Raw genomic sequence first — 22,659 nt, 5'->3', positions numbered from 1 at the left:
CTGATGAGATGCTGAAACGAGTTCTGCATGATAACTTAGAACAATTTTACTTCTTCGTAAACTCAAATTTTTGATCTGACTCTTCGATTGTAAATGTTTTTTTATCTTTTGCAAAAGCTAAATCAAGACCAGCTTGTTCATTCGAAAATTTACCTTCTCCTTGATAATCCAACGGAATTGTTTGACCATTAAAAACTAAATTCAATTTGTCATTTTCTGCTTTCAACACAAATTCTGCATTAATTTGTTTATTCGTAAACGTTCCTTCGTATTCTTTTGGATTAATCTTTTCGACAGGTTTTGCATCACCCATATTAAAAGTATTGTTTTTAATATTCGTATCTGGTAAAGCTCCTTTTGGATCAAGTTGTACCGTCGTCACTTCTTTTGTAGAAGGCACTTTGAAAGTCCATTCTGTGTTACGTTTCCAAACCTCGATTGGTAATTTTACTTCTTGCGACGTACCATCTTTAAAATTAACTTGAATAGTTGTTGGCATTGGTAATTGACCAAAGTTTTCAACCTTTAAAATCAAGCCTTTTTTATAATCTCCGTCTACATATTTCGCACTATTGATTCCTTGATCGATTGTCCATTTATTCAAGAACCAACCTCTCCAAAACCAAGATAATTCTTCACCCGAAACATTTTCCATTGTACGGAAAAAATCTTCTGGTGTTGGATGTTTAAATGCCCAATATTTAATATACTGACGCAATGCTTTATCAAATCTTTCTTCGCCTAAAATCGTTTCACGCAAAACTGTCATTCCAGCTCCTGGTTTGTAATACAACAACGCACCGATATTTCTTTCGCGCATATTATCTGGTTGAGTTGTTACTGGCTCAAGGTTTTCACCAAATAAATAACTTCCCATTTTTTGCAACGATTGCTTTTTATAATACTCGCCATTATTGAAGTTTTTCGTCGAAATATCATTGATAAACGTATTAAAACCTTCGTCCATCCATCCATGTACACGTTCATTTGAGCCAACAATCATCGGAAACCAAATATGACCAAATTCGTGATCTGTAACTCCCCAAAGACTTCCTCCTTTTGAATTCATATGACAGAAAACAATTCCAGGATATTCCATTCCTCCTTCATTACCCGCCACATTTGTAGCAGCTGGATAAGGATATTCTGACCATTGTTTCGAATAGTGCTCGATTGAGGCTTTTGTATATTCTGTTGATCTCCCCCAAGCAGCTTCACCATCGCTTTCTACTGGATAAGCAGATATTGCCAATGATTTTTGTCCACTCGGAAGATTAATTTTTGCTGCATCTAAGATGAACGAAGATGATGAAGCCCAAGCAAAATCGCGTGTATTTTGAATTTTAAACTTCCATGTTTTTGTTCCTTTTGCTGTTTTAGGTGCTTTGTTCACCTCATCAGCCGAACGAATAATAACTGTTTTGTCACTTGTTTTTGCTTTCGTCCATCTGTTCACCTCTTCTTTCGAATAGACTTCTTGTTCATTCAACAATTCTCCCGAACCAACCACATAATGTGTTGATGGTACAGTAATATTTGCTGTTACATCTCCATATTCTAAATAAAACTCTCCTGGACCTAAATATGGTAAGGTATTCCATCCCATAATGTCATCATAAACAGCCATACGAGGAAACCATTGCGCCATCGTAAAAATCTTACCATTCTTTGTCGCCTCTACGCCCATTCTATCGGCTCCATAATCTGGTGAGACAAATGAATATTCGATTTTTATTTTTGTTTTTCCTCCTCTTGCTTTCAAATGATTAATCAAATCAATTTGCATGCGCGTATCAGAAATGGTATAGTTTGCATTTTTTCCATCAATTTGAACAGATTTTATTTTATAACCTCCTTCAAACTGAGAAGCTGCATCTCCATAACGACTTCCTGAAATTGGAACTAACGCACTTCCACGAGAATCTTTTTTGAATAAGTTTTGATCTAATTGTAACCACAAGAAATCTAAATCATCAAAACTATTGTTGGTATACGTAATTTCAGAAGTTCCAGATATTTCGTTTTTTTCTTCGTTTAAGCTAACATTCAAATTATAATCAGCTCTGTTTTGCCAATAATTATGCCCTGGTTTTCCACTCGCTGAACGAGTTTCTGTTGCATTATTTTGATAAAAGAAAGGTTTGAAAGCTTCTTGATAATCGTATTTTGGTTTTTCTTGTTGACCAAATACCGAAATCGAAAATAAACTTATTCCTAAAAATAAGGGTTTGAAATAATTTTTCTTCATGTGTGAAATTTTACAGTAAACATAAAATTACCTCATATTTTTCAATACAAGGTAATTTCAACTTTATAATTATTCTAAAATTTTAGTTTGAAGCTTTTTAAATTCTTCTGGAGTAGATTTCTTTGGTTGATATAAGTCTTGTTTTTTTGACCATTCAACTTCCATTTTGTAAAAATCTTCTGGATTAGATAACTTTCCATTTATCGAATTTTCTACAAACACTTTCCATCGATCTAAATATAACGAACCTAATAAGCCGTTCCATTCTTTGTGTGCATAATCGCGTAAGGTTGTGCGAGGCATTGTATCTGGTCCCCAAAATGTTATTTGTCCTTTTGCATTGTACATCACATTTGCAGCATCGGGCAAATTCTTTCCAAAATCTTTTGCTTCTTCTACCCAACGATTCAAAGTAAAATATTTACTATTTCCTAATAATTCATTTTGAAGTGCAACCATCTCTAAGAATTTATTTCCAGCCGTTTCTATTTGAGTTTTATCTTGATAATTAATCGCTCTTACCATTCTATCATAAGCTGCATCTCCTTTATCAGCCCAAACTTGACGAAGAAAATCGATTTTATCTGTTTGATATGTTTCTACATTTTTGAATTCATCATCTGCCAAAACGAATAATTTAACAGCTTCTTTAAATTGTACAATATCATAATTTCGTTTTCTTGTTCCCCAAGAAGAAACAGGATTCACATTTAGAGAAGGGCGTGCACAGTAAATACTTTCTGAAGGACCTTCTTGATAAACCTCTGGATTAGAATACACTGTTTTTGCAAAACCTTTCCAAGCATCGATGATATTTTGATTCTCTTTTCCGTAACGATAGATCGTATAGGTTTTTAACCAATCATCAAGATTTGGTTTTTCAGCTTGCCAAGCCAAATCTAACATCAAATCGTAGGCTACCGGATTATTAATTATTCCTTCTGGAATAATTCCGACACCTTTTAAATATTGTCCATATTCAGAGTTTTTAGCTCTGTATACTTCATCAATAAATCGTTGTAATTTTCCGTACAAACCATTTTTCTCTCCGAAATTACTCACATTAGACCAAATAAAACTTGTTCCGTTATAACCTTTTCTTTTATACCAATTATCTGTATTTTCTCCAAATAATTCAATAATCAACGTATTGTCTTTTTTCAATCCTTTTAGAATATCATCTGACGGATTATTTTGCCAACCTTGCAAAACCCAAGTAGAATTTGGGTAGTTTATTAACATTGTTTCTTGTACATTTTTTGCCACAATAGGAACATCAATTCCTTTTGTTTTTCCTCCTTCGTGAAAAGGTTCTCCTCCAAAATATTTAATATCTTTTCCATATAATTTTTTCATTTCATTATAATAGATATCTGCTACTTGAGTAAAATGTGGTGTAGTTGGAACCAAAATGCTTGGACGTATAAACTCTTTGAAAACCCAATTTCCTTGATCAATAACAGGAGCATTTTCAAAACCTTTTTTAGTAGCTAAATCGTGAGGAACCATTCCATAAAAACCTTGTAAAATTGGCTCTATTCCTAATTCTTTCATTCTTTTCAGAATTTTTTGTTGCAGTTCTGCTTGTTGATCAATTAACTGATTACTTACAGGTCCGCCCCAACCTTCTAGATTTCCCATTAACCACCAAGCTGTGAAAGCTGGTCCGGGAATAAAAGCTTTCGCCTCTGTATCTGTATAACCAAGTTTTAATAAAGTATTGTACCAAACTTTTTCAGTACCAACAGGCGCTAACATAATATTCACGCCATTTAGCGCCATCCAATCCAATTCTTTTTCCCATTCTTCCCATGTGTAAAAACTAAACGAATAATTGATTGTGCAATAATTTAGCGCATAACGATAAGGAACAAAAGATTTCTTTTTAATTGGTTCAACAACTTTTGGAAGTTTAGAAAGCATAACTCTATTATCGCCCATATGAGAGATACTTTGATGCGCAATATGTTTTACATACCAATCTAATCCACGCGAAGCAGCACTAATAGATGATCCTGAAATGTATAATTTTTCTTTTTTTGTTTGAATGATAAATACATCTTGATCATCTTCTTTTGGAATATGATTTAGAATAACTTTATTTTTTAACCATGGAAATTGCCTTGTAGCTAATTCTTTTACAGAAGATAAATTTTGAGCAAAATTAAGAATGCTAAAAGCAAAAAAACAGGTAATAAATTTTATTAATTTCATTGTAATGGTTTGATTTAATGAAATTAATATTTTCTATGCAATAAAAAAACTCATCTTAAAAAAGATGAGTTTTCTATATTCTAATGATTTTTCTGAAATCTATTTCTTGTTTGCATAAAGAACCGGATTTAAATCCTCATCATTATACATTTTCATTTGTTTGTACACTTTCATGTATTTTTTTCCAGCTTCAAAATCAGCTAATAATTCTTCAATTGCAGTTGATAAATCATGATGTTGTTGATTCAAAACATCTAATTTTACTTGACAAGCTGCTTTGTGCTCTGGTGTTGCATCTTCGCGCTCCACTTCTTGTCTCATATGATATACTTTAAGCGATAAAATCGAAAAACGGTCTACCGCCCAAGCAGGAGATTCTGTATTGTATGTTGCATCTGCTTTTACTTCTACATTCGCATATTGTTGTAAAAACCAGCTGTCCACATATTCTACCATATCTGTACGTTCTTGGTTCGATTTATCAATCCAACGTTTTAAGCTTAATGCTTCTACTGGATCAATTTCGGGATTACGAATAATATCTTCTAAATGCCACTGAACTGTATCAATCCAATTCTTTTTATACAATAAATGAGCGATTAAATCATCTTCGCTATAAGGATTCTCGATTTGACGATTTACATCATCATATTGGTGATAATCATTGATACTTTGATTAAAAATCGACCAAGCTTTATCTGTAAAATTCATTTTGTAATTATTATTTAAAATAAAAGCATTGTATTTGTAAGTTCAACTACAATGCTTTATTATTTAATTAAAAATATATTTTAATTTTCTTTTTTCTCAGAAGTTGTTTCTGTTGCTTCTGGTTTATTCTCGTCTTTAGTTGCTTTCTTAAATTCGTTTAAACCCGAACCTAATCCTCTCATTAATTCCGGAATTTTCTTCCCTCCGAATAATAATAACACAACAAGTACGATTACGATCCATTCTTTACCTCCTAATCCCATACTGAATTGATTTTAATGCAAATATATAATTTATTTCTTACATTCCTGCTACCCAAAGCGCAGGATTTTGTTTTGTTGTTCCACTCCAAACTTGGAAATTCATTACTGTTTCTCCATCAGGAGTTGTATCAATTGTACCTAACGACTGACCACGTTTAACAGAATCTCCTGTTGACACATTTACGCTTGATAAATTTGTATATACAGAAAAATAAGATCCATGTCTAACAAGTAAAGCTTTATTTCCTCCTGGTACTGGTGTAACTCCAGCTACTACTCCTTCATAAACAGCACGTGCTTGTGCACCTTTATAAGTTGAAATATCAACACCATTATTCATTGTTGTAATATTTGATAATACTGGATGCTGATTCGTACCAAATCTACTTACAACCGTTCCTTTATCAACAGGCCAAGGTAAACGACCTCTATTTGAAGAAAACTCTCCCGAAATTCCTTCAGAATCTGGACGCTCTGCATGTGTTTCTGCTGGTTTTACCGCATCTACTTTCACAACACGTTCTTTTTCTGGAACTTTTGTTACAACAACTTTCTCAGCTTCAATTTTCGCTTTACGCTCAGCTTCGGCTTTTGCTGCAGCAATTTTACGAGCATCTTCTTCTTTTTGAGCCTTCAATTTAGCATCAGCTTCGGCTTTTGCTGCAGCAATAATTCGCTGACGTTCGGCTTCGGCTTCACGCTCTAATTGCTCAAATTTAGAAATCTCAGTTTTTGCAGTCGATACAAAACTTCCTGTTGGATGATGAGTTAAATACGATTGATAAGCTTGTTTTGTATGTGCAGAACGAGCAATATTCCATGCTTTTGCATCATTTTCGATTCTTAAAATTGCTGTACGAGCAGATTTTGCATAATCCCCTTTTGGGTTATCTCTTAAATACTCGTTATAAGCTGCAATAGTATTTCCTCGTTTAGCTTCGTTCCAATCTTTTAAATCTTTTTCGGCACGAATCTTTGCTTGACGAATTTCTTCTTCAATAATTGCTTTAATTTGTGCATCAATTTGGCGCTGTTGTGCTTCTTTTGCATTAATTTCTGCAGCAATTACACCTTCATTCTTACGAAACTCTTCAACTGCTTTTTCTTTTGTTAAGCGCTCTTTTTCTAAGTTTTGACTAAACAAAGTTTGTTGAGAAAGTACTTTTTCTTTTTCGTCTTTTGCTTTTTCTTTCTTCGCTTTTTTCGTTTGAATATCAGTTTGTTTACCGATAATTTCATTCGCTTGTCCTAATTGAAAAGCCGAATATTTTTCTAAATATTTGATACGACGATAAGCCTCTCCCAAACTTTTAGAAGAAAGCACAAAAAGTAATTTATTTTCAACAGATTTGTTCTTATATGCACGAACCAAAACCTGTTTGTAGTCTTTTTTTAGCTCAACCAACTCGCGCGAAAGTTTATTAATCTCTAATTGAGTTAAATAAATTTCGTCCTCGATAAAGCGTTTTTCTTTCGATAAGTTGTTAACCAATTTGGTTTGTACCTGAATTTTTTTAGTCAAATTCTGTACATAATCAACATTTAACTTCGAATTTTGCTTATTAACTTCGAGTTGTTTGTTTAAGTTTATAATCTCTTTTTTTAGTTGAGCATTCTGTTTTTGTAAGTTCGCTTTATTGTACGGAACTTGCGCAAACACTGATAATGACAACGTTAAAAGTACAGTTGATAAAACAAACTTCATTATTTTATTTCTTTTTTCTTATACCCATCTGGAATAGAGAACGGTGTGTTCGTTTCCTGAAACGTAAAACTATTATATTCCAAATCTATTTGACGCGTTTTTTTCTCTTTTATAATAATTTTAACATTTTTTGGAAATTCCTCTGCTCCAGCTTTTACCCAATTGTTGTAAGCCAAATCAACTTCCATTTTTCGTTTTGGATCTTTTAAATGAGCTTCTTTCAATCGAAATCCATTATCAAAAATATAGGTTTGTATGTATTCACCTTCTTTTGGAGAATTTGCTATTTGCTGATTTTTGTTGTAGGTAATTGTATATTGATCATTTTCAAAACTTGCTGTATATTCAGAAGGATTAAGGTCTACAAAAACTTTTCCTAACATCAAATTTTGTAATTTTTGATAATCTATAAAATCAACTTTCAATAATTTATTTGCGATAGAAAAATCTCCTTCATAATATGTTCCACCTATTTTTTCATAAGCTGAAAAACCATCAGGTGTAATCAATGCACGAGCACCTGTAAAGCCAAACTTTGTTGCATTAACCCATATCTTTTGTCCATTTTTTACTGCTATTGTTGCGTTAGCATCGCTAGAAATTTCTTCTAAATCTGCCGTTACTTTTGCCTTAATCGTCAAATCTTTGAAAGCCGATTTTTTTAACAAAGTTTGCTGAATAATTTTTGCCGAAGCTGATACAACTTCTGTGTTATTATCTTTTTCAACTTTTGCTACTTTCTGAGTATTACAAGCTGTTGCAAGTACTCCTAAACAAAAGATATACGTTAATTTGTTGATCATAATTTTTTAAGCTTCGTGTGACTTAAAATCCAATTCTGAGTAATCTCCTAAACTGATACTGCGCGAAACACCATAATATTTTGCATGGTTTCCGATCATTGTATCTGTTAAATTAGCATTACAAATTGTTGAATTTTCTTGAATCAAACTGTTATCGATATTCGAGTTTTCAACAACCGTTCCATTTCCTAACGAAACAAAAGGACCGATTTTCGAATTTTTAATAACTACGTTTTCACCAATAAAACATGGCTCGATGATTAATGAATTATCAATTTTTGCAGAAGAATGAATCGTTTTGAAATCTTCTTTATCTAAATTCAATACACGCGTGTTTGTATCAACTGTAACGGCTTTGTTTCCGCAATCCATCCATTCATCAACTTTTCCAAGTGTAAATTTATCTCCAGCTGCACGCATATTTTCTAATGCATCTGTCAATTGATATTCTCCACCTTTTTGAATATCATTTTCTAATAAATATTCAATCTCTTTATATAACTTTTGTCCATCACGGAAAAAGTAAATTCCGATAATCGCTAAATCCGAAACAAAGTCTTTTGGTTTTTCAACGAAATCTGTGATAACATTATTGTCATCCAACTTTACAACGCCAAAAGCAGAAGGATTTTCGACTTGTTTTACCCAAACAACCCCATCTGATTCCATATCTAATTTGAAATCTGCACGAAACAAAGTATCTGCATACGCCACAACAGTTGGTCCGTCCAGAGCTTCCTTCGCCATCCAAATAGAATGTGCTGTTCCAAGCGGCTCCAGTTGATGACAAATTGTTCCTTTTGCACCTAACTTTTCTGCAATTGCGATTAAATCAGCTTCAACCTCAGCTCCAAAATCACCAATTACAAAAGCAATTTCGTCAATTTTTTCTGAACAAACCTTCGCAATATCTTCTACCAAACGATGTACGATTGGTTTTCCTGCGATAGGAATTAATGGCTTTGGTGTTGTTAATGTATGAGGGCGTAAACGTGATCCACGTCCTGCCATTGGGATAATAATTTTCATTTTATTTCTAAAAATATTTTTTGTTAGATTGATATTTTATAATTGGATTACTTCTTTTTTAGATTCTTCGACAAGCTCAGAATGACAAAAAAATTATTGTTTTCCTGTACTTCCGAAACCTCCAGCTCCGCGTTCAGTTTCGTTTAAAGCGTTAGATTCTTCCCACTCAATAGTTTCGTGTTTTGCAATCACTAATTGTGCAATTCGCTCACCGTCATTAATCGTTACTGCTTCATTAGAAACATTTGCTAAAATAACTCCTATTTCACCACGGTAATCTGCATCAATTGTTCCAGGAGAATTCAAACAAGTTAAACCATATTTTAACGCCATTCCACTACGAGGACGAACTTGTGCTTCGTAACCTGCTGGTAATTCGATGCTCAATCCTGTTGGAATTAATCTTCTTTCCAAAGGTTTTAATTCGATTGGTGCATCAATGTTAGCTGTTAAATCCATTCCAGCCGATAAAGCTGTTTTATATTCTGGTAAAGCGTGTTTCGAGATGTTGATAACTTTTACTTTCATCTTTATTTTCTTAGTTTTTTAAGTGTATTTTTTTCGGCAAATGCAATAAACGCAATGTACACGATAAGTATCAGATTACCAATAATCAAATTAGAATCGAGAATGTAATAATTTGTACATGCAAAAGCAATTGCAATTCCCATGTAAAGTAGAATTTTATTCACCTTATATGGAATTGGATAAACTTTCTGCCCCCAAATGTACGAAATCACCATCATTACACCATACGCTAATAAAGTTGTCCAAGCAGAAACCATAAAACCATATTTAGGTAATAAAAAGACATTCAGAAGAACTGTTATTGCACCACCAATCAAAGAAATTACGGTACCAATATTTGTTCTGTCTGTTACTTTGTACCAAGTTGATAAGTTGTAATAAATACCGAAAAATAAATTCGCGATTAAAATAATTGGAACGATATCTAAAGCATTCCAGTACGTTGAATTTGGAACGAATATTTTCTTAATCCAGTCAATATTTGCTAAAATTCCAAGAATTACAACGTTACAAATGATACTAAAAAAGAAAAGAATATTCGCATACGTTTGCTTTGCATCACCTTTCTTGGCAACTTTAAAAAAGAAAGGTTCAATTCCCATTCGATAAGCTGTTACAAAAAGTGTCATCAACGTTGCTAATTTGTAACAAGCGCCATAAGAACCAGCAGCAGCAGGATCTATTAATTGTCGTTGAACTAATTTATCAAAATTTTCATTTAAAATATACCCCAGACCAGCAATCATAATTGGATAACCATATAAAAACATTGTTTTAAATAAAGGTTGATCAAATTTGAATTGAACATGACGTATAACGCCTATTAATAATATAAATCCTAAAATGCTCGCTAATAAATTCGCAATAAACGGATACGAAATAGCATTATCGAAACCTAAACTTAGCATAAAATCTTTCGAAATATAATACAACAAACCAATTGTTAGTACAGCTTGAAAAACATTCTGAATTACGCGAATCGTTGTATATAATATTGGTCTATTCTTAAAACGTAATACAGCGAAAGGAATCACACAAATTGCATCGAAAAACGCAATCCAAGCAAACCACAACAAATATTCAGGATTATTACTATAATTTGCAAAATCTGCCAATGGTTGTAGAAAAAGAAAAACCAAAACAAGCATTAATGTTGAACTCATCACCATAAACCAAAAAGCAGTATTTAACACTTTCTGATACATTCCTTCTTCGGTTGCATAGCGGAAAAATGCAGTCTCAAAACCAAATGTCAAAATAACATTTAGAAAAGAAACAGCAGAATATAATTGAGAAAACATTGCAAAATCTGAATTATCAACTTGTTTGATAATAAAAAAATTCAATGCTAAAATAATTACCCTTGGTAAAATTGAGCCAATACCATAAATGATCGTCTCACTAAAAAGCTTTTTATACAAAGTCGTTAAAATTTTTACAAAATTGATGTTCTTTTCGTAAAATTCAAAATACCTAAGCTACAAATTAATTAACTTTGTCTGTTCAATACATATATTATGATAGAGTTATCTAATCGTAAAGTTGGATTAATAGGGAATGGAAGCTGGGCAACTGCGATTGCAAAAATGCTGAATAAAAACCTTGAAACTTTCAACTGGTGGGTAAAAGATGAATACGTAAAAGGATATTTGGAACGCAATAAGCATAATCCAAATTATTTGACTGATGTTGAGTTTAAATCAGAAAAACTTAAAATATCAACTGATATTAACGAAGTTGTGATGAATTCAGATATCATATTTATTGTGGTTCCATCTATTTACGTTGCAGATTGTTTAAGCAAACTAACCGTTCCATTAACAGATAAATTTGTTGTAACATCAATCAAAGGAATTATTCCAGATCATTACCAATTGGTTGGACAATATTTATTAGAAAATTTTGGCGTAAAAGAAGAACAATTAGGAATTGTAAGTGGACCTTGTCACGCAGAAGAAGTGGCGTTGGAGCGTCTTTCATATCTTACAATCGCAGCACAAGACGAAAACAAAGCACAAATTGTAGCGGATTGTTTAGCATGTGATTTTATCAAAACAAAACTTTCTAATGATATTTACGGAACTGAATTTGGCGCAGTATTGAAAAATATTTATGCGATTGCAGCAGGTATAGCGCATGGTTTGGGTTATGGAGATAATTTTCAGGCAGTGCTTATGAGTAATGCAATTCGAGAAATGAATTACATTCTAAAAACAGCCAGTCCTATAAAACGTAAAATTAACGAATCTGCTTATTTAGGCGATTTATTAGTTACTGGTTATTCGTTCTTTTCACGAAATCGAATGTTCGGAAATATGATTGGAAAAGGTTATACCGTAAAATCTGCTATTTTAGAGATGAACATGGTTGCCGAAGGATATTATGCAACAAAAGGTGTCGCAATTATGAATGAGCAATATCAAATAAAAGCACCAATTATTAATGCAGTTCATAAGATTTTATACGAAGATAAAAACGCAAAAAAAATATTCGAAAAATTATCTAAAAAATTAGATTAACAATGATTAAACAAGATTTTATTTCAAAATATATTCAAGAATTAAACAAAACATTGGCTCGAATCATTTCATTAGAAATTGGAAATGCTGATGAAGGATTCTTGATCATTTTCAATCAAATGTTACAATCGTATTACAAAATTGATGACAATAATTTGTCAACTTTATTAGAAGCAAACGAAGAACGCGACCAGTTTTTATTGGCAGATGAATTGAAAAAGAAAAACATTTTGACGTTTATGAAAGCGATTCGTATTTATCTAAATCGAGAAGATTATGAAAAAGCGAAAGCTTCGTACGAAGTCTTGAAGCGTATTGAAAGCATCAATTCTGGAATTTTTCAATTTCCAACAGAGGAAGATAATTTGATTACTCAAGAACGAAAAATTGTAGAAGAAAAAATGAGTAATTTGTAATAAAATCATTTTAATAGAATAATTCTAAAAAAGCTGTTAGTTAACTAACAGCTTTTTATTTTTTCAATATCTTACTGTTTTATAATTATTTATAAAAATAAATTCTTAAATTCACATAACCTAAATCAATCTACTATGAACGATATTTTATCACTACTATCATCATTACTTTGTTGTATTTTACCTTTCGCTTTAATTCTTGGAGTAGCCTATTGGGCAAGTAAATCACGCGAAAAGAAGCAGAATGCTTTGTTAGAGCAAGTTCCTTCAAATGCAGATTTCAAAGCCGTATTACGCTATAATTTTGGAAATCAACAGTCAAAAATTTTTAAAATGAAAGCGTTTCAAGGAAGTGGTGTTTTATATCTCATTGATGACAAAATCCATTATATCACCACAAATAATCCGAACGATAATTTTATTTTTGATCTAAAAACAACTCAGATAAATTGGATTGGTATTAATCTTGCCAACGGTTTATTGGAATGGTTTCAACTGAAAAATGGAGATAAAGATTATTATTTTAATGTCGAAACTGGTTTGTTTATTTTTCATACCAATTCTAAAAAAATGAAAACAACACAAGTTTTTAATTACTTAAAAGAAGCGCAGAAAAAATATCAATAACACGAAAACCACTTCACAAAGAAGTGGTTTTTCTATTCAATCAAAAAATCATCATCTCAACATCATTATTTATTTTCCAATTTGTCCGTATCTTTGCGCAAACACAACAAAACAATGCAAATTTTAGACGGTATTAAACTGGCAAAAGAGATCAAACAAGAGATCAAGGAGCTGGTGCAGAATTACAAGGACCAAGGAGTTCGTGTACCACATTTGGGTGCAATTTTAGTAGGAAGTAATGGCGCTTCGCAAACGTATGTAGACAATAAAATAAAGGATTGTCATTTCGTAGGTTTCGAATCTTCAGAATTACGTTTGCCTGATACAATTTCTCAAGAAGATTTAATTGCAGAAATTGAAAAATGGAACAATGATGATACTTTGGACGGATTTATCGTACAATTACCATTGCCAAAACACATCGATCAAGAAGCAGTAATCAATGCAATTGATCCGATGAAAGATGTAGATGGTTTTCATCCGATGAATTTCGGTAAAATGGCATTAGAAATGGAAACATTTTTACCTGCTACACCTTACGGAATTATGGAAATGCTAGAGCGTTATAACATTGACACAGCCGGTAAACATACGGTTGTAATTGGTCGTTCTCGCATCGTTGGTCGCCCTATGAGTATTTTGATGAGTAAAAATGGAAATCCTGGAAACAGTACAGTTACATTAACACATTCAAAAACTCAAAATTTAGAACAATTTACAAAAGAAGCTGATATTGTGATCACTGCTTTAGGTGTTCCAGGTTTCTTAAAAGCTGATATGATAAAAGATGGAGCGGTTATCGTAGACGTTGGGATAACTCGCGTTGATGACGAAACTAATCCACGAGGATTTAGATTAGCTGGTGATGTAGATTTTGATAATGTAAAAGAAAAAGCATCTTGGATTACACCTGTTCCTGGAGGAGTAGGACCAATGACACGCGCTATGTTATTAAAAAACACATTGTTGGCATACAACAACAAAAAATAAAATTATGATACACATTGCATCAACAACTGCAGAAGAACAACAATTGATAAAAGAAGGTAAATTATTACCTGTAATGGAACATTTCTACACGATTCAAGGTGAAGGAATGTATACAGGTGTGGCTTCTTATTTTATTCGATTAGGAGGTTGTGATGTTGGTTGCCATTGGTGCGATGTAAAAGATAGTTGGGATGCTGAAAAGCATCCCTTAACTAATGTTGATGAATTAGTTGATTTGGCAACTTCTCAAGCCAAAACAATTATCATTACAGGAGGAGAACCTTTGATGTGGGATTTGACTTATTTAACAAAAAAACTACACGAAAAAGGTGCGAGAATCCATATCGAAACTTCCGGAGCTTATCCGTTAAGTGGAGAAATTGATTGGGTTTGTCTTTCTCCAAAAAAATTAATGCTTCCATTAGACGAAGTTTGTGCAGCTGCAAATGAATTAAAATGTATTGTTTTCAATAATCACGATTTTCAATTTGCTGAAGAACAAGCTGCTCGAGTTGGAAAAGATTGTACACTTTTCTTACAAACCGAATGGAGCAAACGCGAAAAAAATCTTCCTTTGATTATTGACTATGTAAAAGAGAACCCAAAATGGCGTTATTCTTTACAAACACACAAGTATTTAGATATTCCTTAGAGAATTATCTGTTTAAAATCAGATCTATTTATAATCAGTAAACTTTTTTAAGTTTCTGAATTTCACTATTTTTATATCAAACAAAAAAGTTGAATGATGAAAAAAATAGTTTTAATGAGTTTCGCAGCAATCATGTTGATGAGCTGTGGTGGTTCTAAAAAAGATGAATCTACTCAACCAGAAATTGATTATAGTACTGCTCCTCAAGAAGATTCTGAGACTTCTACAGCTACGCCTGCGACAAACAATCACATCGTTTTAAAAGCAAGTGATGATATGCGCTACGATAAAACTGAATTTACAGTGAAAGCTGGCGAAGAAGTTACATTAATCTTGATGAATGCCGGAGAAATGTCAAAAGAAGCAATGGGACATAATTTTATTTTATTAAAACCAGGATCTGACGCTTCTGCTTTTGCAAACACAGCTGCTTCTGCTAAAGCAACAGATTATATTCCGACTGAATTACAATCAGAAATTATTGCGCATACAAAATTGTTAGGTGGTAAAGAAAATGATCAAATCAAATTTACGCTAGAAGAAGGTACTTATGATTTCTTGTGCTCTTTCCCTGGGCATTTTGCAACAATGAATGGTAAAATAAAAGCTGTTAAATAAATTATACAAATATTTTATATGTCAAATTTATTTTTGGCACAAATATTGAAACATACACAAACGTATAAGATTTAGTAGAGTAAATTTTGTCCTCATGTGTTAATTTTAAGCCTGTTTCTCAACAGGCTTTTTTATTTTACAACATTTTGATTATTAAATATTTAACAATTTTTATCGTTTACTTTTGCGATTATAGTTTTAACTTGTTAATCAACAACAAATAAATTACTATTATGGCAAAAAATGTTTCACATCAAATTGTAGAATTATTAGAAAAAGCAAATATAAAACGTGTATATGCTGTAACTGGAGATAGTTTAAATTTTTTCAATATAGCAGTCAAACAATCCAAAGAAATTGATTGGGTTCATGTACGACACGAAGAAGTAGGTGCTTATGCAGCAACAGCAGAATCAGAATTAAATGGAATTGGTTGTTGTGCTGGAAGTTCAGGACCGGGACATGTTCATTTAATTAATGGTGTTTATGAAGCTCATAAATCAAGAACACCTTTGGTTGTAATTGCTTCAACTATTCCAACAATAGAATTTGGTACAGATTATTTTCAAGAAACCAATACAATCAAACTTTTTGATGATTGTAGTTGCTACAATCAAATTATTACTCGTCCAGAGCAAGTTCAACGCATTGTACAAACCGCTATTCAACATGCTATTTCAAAAAAAGATGTAGCAGTTATTGGTTTACCAGGTGATATTGCCGAAATGGAAGCAATTGAAGAAGCTTATACTAACACTCTATTCTTCAACAATCCTATAATCATTCCTAATAAAACTGAACTACAACAAGCTTCTCAACTCATTAACGAAGCAAAACGAGTGACTTTGTTTTGTGGTATTGGAGCTTCTAATGCGAATAAAGAAATTGTAGAATTTTCTAAAAAACTTAATGCACCTGTAGGATATTCGTTCAAAGGAAAAATGAGTATTCAGCCCAATAATCCAAATGAAGTGGGCATGACAGGTTTATTAGGTCAACCTTCGGCGTATCATGCGATGCACAAAGCAGATTTGGTTATTTTGATTGGAACAGATTTTCCTTACAAAGATTTTATTCCAACCGATAAAAAAATTATACAAATAGATTCTGAAGGTGCTAAAATAGGAAGACGCGCAAAAGTTGATTTAGGATTAATAGGTAATGCAAAAGAAACTGTTCTAGAATTATTGACTTTAGTTCAACCAAAAGAAGACCGAGAGTTTCTTGATAGTCAATTAGATTTATATAAAAAGGTCTTAGAGAACAAATTGACATACGTACATGACAAAGGCGCGGAGAACGCTATACAACCAGAATACACAGCTTATTTGTTAGATGAATTAGCAAATAACGATGCCATTTTTACAGTTGATACTGGAATGTGTTGTGTTTGGGGTGCACGTTATATAACAGGAACAGGAGAACGAAAAATGTTAGGATCTTTCAATCATGGATCTATGGCAAATGCAATGCCTCAGGCGATTGGAGCTCAACTTGCTTATCCAGAAAGACAAGTAATAGCTATGTGCGGGGATGGAGGAATATCGATGTTATTAGGAGATTTAGCGACGATAAAACAATATAATTTACCTATTAAACTAATTATCTTTAACAACCGAACATTAGGAATGGTAAAATTAGAAATGGAAGTTGCTGGCTTACCAGACAATGAAACAGATATGGATAATCCTGATTTTGCAATGATCGGAAAAGCGATGGGAATAGAAAGTGAAGCCATAAAAAATCCTGATGATTTACCAGATGCAATTGGAAGAGCTTTCGCGCACAATGGTCCTTATTTATTAAGTGTTTTTACCAATCCAAATGCATTAGCAATGCCTCCAAAAGTTGATTTTAATCAAATGGTTGGTATGACAAAATCAATGGCAAAACTGATGTTAGGAGGAAAAATGGATGAAGTAATGGAAACAATCAAATCGAATTATAAACATCTTAAAGATTTATAACTATGAGCTCGACTTCCATCACTCAATCCAGTAAAAAACTCTTTATTATCGCTTGGGTTTTAGGTTTAATCTTTTACTTTATTGATTATGCAACTCGCTCTGCGCCTTCATTAATGATTAAAGATTTGGCTGAAAACTTTGCTATTTCAAAAGAAAGCGTTGTCTCATTAGTCGGAACTTATTACTATACCTACTCTATTTGTGCTTTAATCGCTGGAATTTGCTTAGATAAATTTGGAGCTAAATATTCGATGTTTGCTGGATGTTTTATTCTCGGAATCGGCTGTATCCTTTTTATTATTTCTTCTCATTATGTTGGTACAACAGGAAGATTATTACAAGGTGCAGGTAGCGCATTTGCTTTTCCTGGCTGCGTATATTTAGCTACAAAAGGATTTTCTGCAAAATCACTCGCCACCGCAATTGGTTTCACACAATGTATAGGTATGTTAGGTGGAGCAGCTGGGCAATTTGTTGTAGAGCCAATGTTAGCAGATGGTTTAAGCTACAAATTTTTTTGGATTGGTGCTGGTATTCTTTGTATTATTCCTGCAATTGCAATGCTAATTCTAACACCAAAAGCTTCCCAAGAAGAAATTGAAAAAAGTAAAAACACTTCTTTTATAGAACCTTTTAAAATAATTTTCAGCAACAAAGATTCGTGGTTATCTGGAATCATTTCAGGATTATTGTTTATTCCTACAACTATTTTTGCAATGACTTGGGCGGTTGCATTTTTCAAACTCGATCTTGGTTTTGATGCACAAAATGCTGCTTTAACTGCTGCAATGGCATCATTAGGTTGGGTTGTGGGTTGTCCTTTAATGGGAATGTCTACAGACAAAATAGGCTTACGAAAACCAATCATTTTAATTGGATGTATTGGAATGATAATAATGTTGTTACAACTTATTTATTTACCAGATTTAATGAATTCTAAAATTACCTTATTCATTTTTGGAGTATTTTCTGGCGTTGCAATGATCCCATATTCTGTAATAAAAGAAGCAAATCCTGATTACGTAAAAGGCTCTGCTACTGGCGTTCAAAACTTTTTAACTTTTGGTGTAACGTCTTTGGTAGGTCCTTTATTTGCAAAAATGTATGGAAATCAACTTACAACAGTTACTGACAAATTAGGGCATTTTCATCATGCGATTTGGTTCTGGATAATCGGAATATTTATCGCCATTATTCTAACCTTATTATTAAAAGAAACTGGTCACAAAACACAATAAAAAAATCCGCTCTATGAGCGGATTTTTTTTTATCTATGTAATTCTGAATTACTTTCTCCAGAATTTATAAGTATTAATCAAACCATTTGTAGAAGCATCATGAGAAGTTACTTGCTCATCATTTTCTAACTCTGGTAAAATAACATTTGCCAATTGCTTTCCTAATTCAACTCCCCATTGATCAAAAGAAAAAATATTCCAAATTACGCCTTGAACAAAAATTTTGTGCTCATACATCGCAATTAAATTTCCTAAAACTTTCGGTGTTAAAACTTCGTATAAAATTGAGTTCGTTGGACGATTTCCTTCAAATATTTTAAAAGCCGTTAAGAAATCAATTTCTTCTTTCGATTTACCCGCTTTTTCTAATTCAGCAACCACAGTTTCTTCATCTTTTCCAAAAGCTAAAGCTTCTGTTTGTGCAAAGAAATTTGATAATAATTTTGCATGATGATCTCCCAAAACATTCAACGAATTAGCTCCTGCAATAAAATCTGCTGGAATTAATTTTGTTCCTTGATGAATTAATTGATAAAAAGCATGTTGTCCATTTGTACCCGGCTCTCCCCAAATAATAGGTCCTGTTTCGTAATCAACTTTCTTTCCATCACGACCTACATATTTACCATTCGACTCCATATCTCCTTGCTGAAAATATGCTGCAAAACGAGATAAATACTGCTCGTAAGGTAACAAAGCAACAGAATCAGCTCCAAAGAAATTGTTATACCAAATTCCTAAAAGTGCCAATACAACTGGAATATTTTGATCTAAAGTTTCTGTTTTAAAATGTAAATCCATTTCGTGAGCTCCTTCTAATAACTCTTCGAAATTATCAAAACCAACTGCCAAAGAAATGCTCAAACCAATCGCACTCCATAACGAATAACGACCACCGACCCAATCCCAAAACTGGAACATATTTGCCGTGTCGATTCCAAAATTTGCAACACCTTCTGCATTTGTTGATAATGCCACAAAATGTTTCGCAACATCATCATCTTGCGCATCCGAATTCAAAAACCATTCTTTCGCAGAAAAAGCATTCGTCATTGTTTCTTGCGTTGTAAATGTTTTTGAAGCAACAATAAACAACGTTGTTTCTGGATTAATTGCTTTAAACGTTTCAGCCAAATGCGTTCCATCAATATTCGAAACAAAATGAATATTTAAACGAGTTTTATAATGTTTCAACGCTTCTGTAACCATCACTGGACCAAGGTCAGAACCTCCAATTCCGATATTGACAACATCCGTAATTTCTTTTCCAGAAAAACCTTTCCATTCACCAGAAATCACTTTTTCAGAAAAAGATTTCATTTGTTCTAACACCTCATTAATTTGAGGCATCACATCTTTTCCATCAACCAAAACCTCTTCATTAGAGCGATTACGTAAAGCCGTATGCAAAACAGCACGCTTTTCTGTCACGTTGATTACGTCACCATCAAACATTTGTTGAATTGCCTGATCAAGATTCATTTCTTTAGCTAAATCAACTAAAAGTTGAATCGTTTCTGCATTGATTCTATTTTTCGAATAATCCACTAATAATGATGGATATTGAATAGAAAATTCTTCGAAACGATTTGCATTTTGAGCAAATAATTCTTTGATTGACGTATGTTGAATCGATTGAAAATGTTTTTCTAACGCATTCCAAGCATTCGTAGTTGTTGGATTGATTGTATTTAAAGCCATAATATTTTTAGTATTCTTTCCTTAACAAATTTAATCATTTCAAGCTCATCTCAAAACCAATGTAAGTTACGATAACGTTTTAGATAAAAATTTTATGAAATAATTAATAATCGATTGATGTAACCTTTTTCAAAACAATGCGTCATATCACAAACAACAAAGTTATGCGCAGCTATTTTTTTGGATTAATTTTAAGTACTTGTACAATTATTCAAGCTCAAATTCAATTAAAAGGAACAGTAAAAGACACTGATCATCTTGCAATTCCGTATTGTTCTATTGGAATTAAAAATTCTGATATTGGAGCAATAACAGATGAAAATGGTCAATTTTCACTTGAAATTCCTGAAAATTTGGCAAAAAATGAATTAATTTTTGATGCTGCTGGTTTTAATTTAATTTCAAAATCGGTTCAAGAAATTCAAGAAAATTCTTTTGTTATATTAACTGAAAAATCAATTTCATTGTCAGAGGTGACGCTGAAAACAGAAAAAATGAAAGAGAAAATCATTGGGCAAAAAACTCGTCCAATGCTAACTTTCTCGAAAATGTTTGATGAAAATGTACCGACAATCGAACAAGGAAATATTTTTGAAATTTATCCTACTACAAAACTAAATGCGTTTAACTTTCATATTATTCCGAGTTCAAAATTTGAAGAAATTACGCTGAAAGTTAATATTTATTCGGTCAAGAACGGATTACCCGTAGAATCTATTTTAGATGAAAATATTATTTATAAAACTTCTACAACTGGATGGCAAAAAATTGATTTAGCACCTTATAAATTTCGTTTCAAAAATGTAGATCAAATTGCTGTAACACTGTAATTAGTCAACTATAAAAAACTTCAACAAGAAGATTTTGTTTTTGGTATTTCTGCTAAAAAATCTTTAGCAAAAGACATATTGTTTAGGTATCAAAGTCAAGGAAATTGGGAAGCTTCAGCAGGCGTTTTCATCGCTAATTTAGATATTTTATATTCAAAAGATAAATTAACTATAACAGAAGAAAAACCTGAAGAAGTTGATACAAAAACACAAGAATTAATTTCTTATTATCAACATAAAGAGAAGGCTAAAAAGTCTGTTTACGGAAAAAATAAAACTGGAAAATACATTGATTTGGCTGATGCAAAAATCTATTACGAAGAATATGGTGAAGGTGAACCATTGATTTTTTTGCATGGAAATAATGGAAGTATTGAAGATTTTTATCAACAAATTCCATTTTTTACTAAAAATTATAAGGTTATTGCAATTGATACGCGAGGACAAGGAAGAAGTACAGATTTATCAGAATCGGCATATACTTACGAAACGTTTGCAAATGATTTATTTCAAATAACACAAAAACTTAACCTAAAGAAAGTTAATCTCATAGGTTGGAGTGATGGTGGAAATACAGCTTTAATTTTTAATTCTAAATATCCTGAATTAGTTGATAAAATCGTAACAATTGGTGCTGTTCTAAATCCAAATGGTGTGAATGATGATTTGCTTGAAAATTTGAGAAAACAAGTTAATAATCCTTCAGAAAATACAAATATACGTTTAATCAACTTAATGTTAAATGAACCAAATATTACGAAATCTGAATTAAATAAAATTCAAAATCCTGTATTAGTAATTGCTGGAGAAAAAGATGTGGTAAAAGAAATTCATACTAAAGAGATTCAGCAAAATATTAAAAATTCAGAATTATTCATCATTCCAAATTCGACACATTATGTTCCTTTCGAGCAACCAAAAGTATTGAACGAAGCTATTTTGAAGTTTTTGAAAGATTAATAAAAAAGTTATCATACAATTCAAATTGAGTATCACAAGGATAACCTATCAATTCAAAATTTCTTTTATCTTGATTTAAAACTTCTATTTCTTTACAACTATGACATAAAGTTATATCTTCTATCAAATAATCATTTTCATCTAAAAATAGAATAGAACTATCAGGTTGGTAGCCGCAACCAGAATAAGCAACAGTGAAATTTTTACCTTTCAAATTTTCTTGATAATTCACCATTATTGTTTTCAATTCATTTATCTGATTTTCTGAAAGCTGAATTGGTTTTTTATAAAGAGTTGAATCAAAAGGTATTTTTTTGTGTATAAAGTCACGGAAACTTAAACGTTTTTCTGCAAAAATCTTCCATTTATTTTGAGCAATAGTGTCATTTTTATCTTTTGGTTCAAAAGCCAAAATTCCATAATTATATTCTACAAAAACAATTTTCTTTGTCTTGTTGAATGGATATTCATTATACATTTGAGGTATAAAATTGTAATCGCGAATTTTACATGTAGAATCATAATTGTTGTTTTGTTGAGCACACAACAAACTTGACGATAAAATGATTAGTATAAAAAGGAAACTATTTCTCATATAGTAAAGATAATAAAAGACTTGGTATAAATTATCCAAACACCT

At 32.1% G+C, this 22,659-nt stretch carries 21 protein-coding genes; 10 read left to right on the top strand and 11 right to left on the bottom strand.

The window, feature by feature from the left end; all coding sequences use genetic code 11:
- Positions 1-46 precede the first annotated feature (46 nt).
- The 9 genes from AC2I98_RS11405 to AC2I98_RS11365 form a co-directional block, all read right to left on the bottom strand.
- Positions 47-2,248, bottom strand: a complete 2,202-nt coding sequence (locus AC2I98_RS11405; protein WP_486411804.1) for a M1 family metallopeptidase — start codon at positions 2,246-2,248, stop codon at positions 47-49.
- A gap of 69 nt (positions 2,249-2,317) precedes the next feature.
- A complete protein-coding gene (locus AC2I98_RS11400) occupies positions 2,318-4,462 on the bottom strand; it encodes an alpha-N-acetylglucosaminidase (protein ID WP_486411803.1) in 2,145 nt (714 codons plus the stop codon).
- A gap of 99 nt (positions 4,463-4,561) precedes the next feature.
- Entirely contained in the window at positions 4,562-5,173 is a 612-nt protein-coding gene (locus tag AC2I98_RS11395; RefSeq protein ID WP_486411802.1) for a DUF4254 domain-containing protein, read from the bottom strand.
- 80 nt (positions 5,174-5,253) lie between these two features.
- Positions 5,254-5,436: a twin-arginine translocase TatA/TatE family subunit gene (tatA, locus tag AC2I98_RS11390; protein WP_486411801.1), complete on the bottom strand. Its 183-nt coding sequence runs from the start codon at positions 5,434-5,436 to the stop codon at positions 5,254-5,256.
- Between the two features lie 37 nt (positions 5,437-5,473).
- Complete coding sequence (locus tag AC2I98_RS11385; protein WP_486411800.1) at positions 5,474-7,141, bottom strand: murein hydrolase activator EnvC family protein; 1,668 nt, start codon at positions 7,139-7,141, stop codon at positions 5,474-5,476.
- On the bottom strand, positions 7,141-7,944 hold the full coding sequence (gene lolB1, locus AC2I98_RS11380; RefSeq protein WP_486411799.1) for a lipoprotein insertase outer membrane protein LolB1: 804 nt from the start codon (positions 7,942-7,944) through the stop codon (positions 7,141-7,143). The genes AC2I98_RS11385 and lolB1 overlap by 1 nt, the downstream gene beginning before the upstream one ends.
- Before the next feature lie 6 nt (positions 7,945-7,950).
- Positions 7,951-8,973, bottom strand: a complete 1,023-nt coding sequence (locus tag AC2I98_RS11375) for a sugar nucleotidyltransferase (protein WP_486411798.1) — start codon at positions 8,971-8,973, stop codon at positions 7,951-7,953.
- A 93-nt stretch (positions 8,974-9,066) separates the two neighbouring features.
- Entirely contained in the window at positions 9,067-9,501 is a 435-nt protein-coding gene (dut, locus tag AC2I98_RS11370; RefSeq protein WP_486411797.1) for a dUTP diphosphatase, read from the bottom strand.
- A gap of 2 nt (positions 9,502-9,503) precedes the next feature.
- On the bottom strand, positions 9,504-10,922 hold the full coding sequence (locus AC2I98_RS11365) for a lipopolysaccharide biosynthesis protein (protein WP_486411796.1): 1,419 nt from the start codon (positions 10,920-10,922) through the stop codon (positions 9,504-9,506).
- 96 nt (positions 10,923-11,018) lie between these two features.
- Between AC2I98_RS11365 and AC2I98_RS11360 the strand changes: the two genes are divergently transcribed.
- From AC2I98_RS11360 to AC2I98_RS11325, 8 genes are all read left to right on the top strand, one after another.
- Positions 11,019-12,020 carry an NAD(P)H-dependent glycerol-3-phosphate dehydrogenase gene (locus AC2I98_RS11360; RefSeq protein WP_486411795.1) on the top strand — a complete coding sequence of 334 codons (1,002 nt, stop codon included), beginning with the start codon at positions 11,019-11,021 and terminating at the stop codon, positions 12,018-12,020.
- A 2-nt stretch (positions 12,021-12,022) separates the two neighbouring features.
- The gene (locus AC2I98_RS11355) at positions 12,023-12,436 is read left to right on the top strand and encodes a hypothetical protein (protein ID WP_486411794.1); all 414 of its coding nucleotides are present in this window, start codon (positions 12,023-12,025) and stop codon (positions 12,434-12,436) included.
- Between the two features lie 135 nt (positions 12,437-12,571).
- Positions 12,572-13,063 (top strand): hypothetical protein, encoded by a 492-nt coding sequence (locus AC2I98_RS11350; protein ID WP_486411793.1) that lies wholly within the window; start codon positions 12,572-12,574, stop codon positions 13,061-13,063.
- 114 nt (positions 13,064-13,177) lie between these two features.
- A complete protein-coding gene (locus AC2I98_RS11345) occupies positions 13,178-14,053 on the top strand; it encodes a bifunctional 5,10-methylenetetrahydrofolate dehydrogenase/5,10-methenyltetrahydrofolate cyclohydrolase (protein ID WP_486411792.1) in 876 nt (291 codons plus the stop codon).
- A gap of 4 nt (positions 14,054-14,057) precedes the next feature.
- Complete coding sequence (locus AC2I98_RS11340) at positions 14,058-14,705, top strand: 7-carboxy-7-deazaguanine synthase QueE (protein ID WP_486411791.1); 648 nt, start codon at positions 14,058-14,060, stop codon at positions 14,703-14,705.
- A gap of 96 nt (positions 14,706-14,801) precedes the next feature.
- Complete coding sequence (locus AC2I98_RS11335; RefSeq protein ID WP_486411790.1) at positions 14,802-15,323, top strand: plastocyanin/azurin family copper-binding protein; 522 nt, start codon at positions 14,802-14,804, stop codon at positions 15,321-15,323.
- A 233-nt stretch (positions 15,324-15,556) separates the two neighbouring features.
- Entirely contained in the window at positions 15,557-17,290 is a 1,734-nt protein-coding gene (locus AC2I98_RS11330; RefSeq protein WP_486411789.1) for a thiamine pyrophosphate-dependent enzyme, read from the top strand.
- Positions 17,291-17,292: 2 nt separating this feature from the next.
- A complete protein-coding gene (locus tag AC2I98_RS11325; RefSeq protein WP_486411788.1) occupies positions 17,293-18,528 on the top strand; it encodes an MFS transporter in 1,236 nt (411 codons plus the stop codon).
- Positions 18,529-18,576: 48 nt separating this feature from the next.
- On the opposite strand, the gene pgi is transcribed toward AC2I98_RS11325, so the two are convergent.
- Positions 18,577-20,229: a glucose-6-phosphate isomerase gene (gene pgi, locus AC2I98_RS11320; protein ID WP_486411787.1), complete on the bottom strand. Its 1,653-nt coding sequence runs from the start codon at positions 20,227-20,229 to the stop codon at positions 18,577-18,579.
- A 137-nt stretch (positions 20,230-20,366) separates the two neighbouring features.
- On the opposite strand from pgi, the gene AC2I98_RS11315 reads away from it, so the two are divergent.
- The gene (locus AC2I98_RS11315) at positions 20,367-21,059 is read left to right on the top strand and encodes a carboxypeptidase-like regulatory domain-containing protein (protein WP_486411786.1); all 693 of its coding nucleotides are present in this window, start codon (positions 20,367-20,369) and stop codon (positions 21,057-21,059) included.
- A 78-nt stretch (positions 21,060-21,137) separates the two neighbouring features.
- Complete coding sequence (locus AC2I98_RS11310; protein WP_486411785.1) at positions 21,138-22,019, top strand: alpha/beta fold hydrolase; 882 nt, start codon at positions 21,138-21,140, stop codon at positions 22,017-22,019.
- On the opposite strand, the gene AC2I98_RS11305 is transcribed toward AC2I98_RS11310, so the two are convergent.
- A complete protein-coding gene (locus tag AC2I98_RS11305) occupies positions 21,994-22,614 on the bottom strand; it encodes a hypothetical protein (protein WP_486411784.1) in 621 nt (206 codons plus the stop codon). The two genes, AC2I98_RS11310 and AC2I98_RS11305, sit on opposite strands and share 26 nt — an antisense overlap.
- Positions 22,615-22,659: the final 45 nt, after the last annotated feature.

It is taken from the genome of Empedobacter sp. EJD.6dd, from assembly GCF_057369435.1.
Note: the sequence above shows the minus strand (reverse complement) of the source record. Positions and strands in the feature narration are given on the sequence as shown.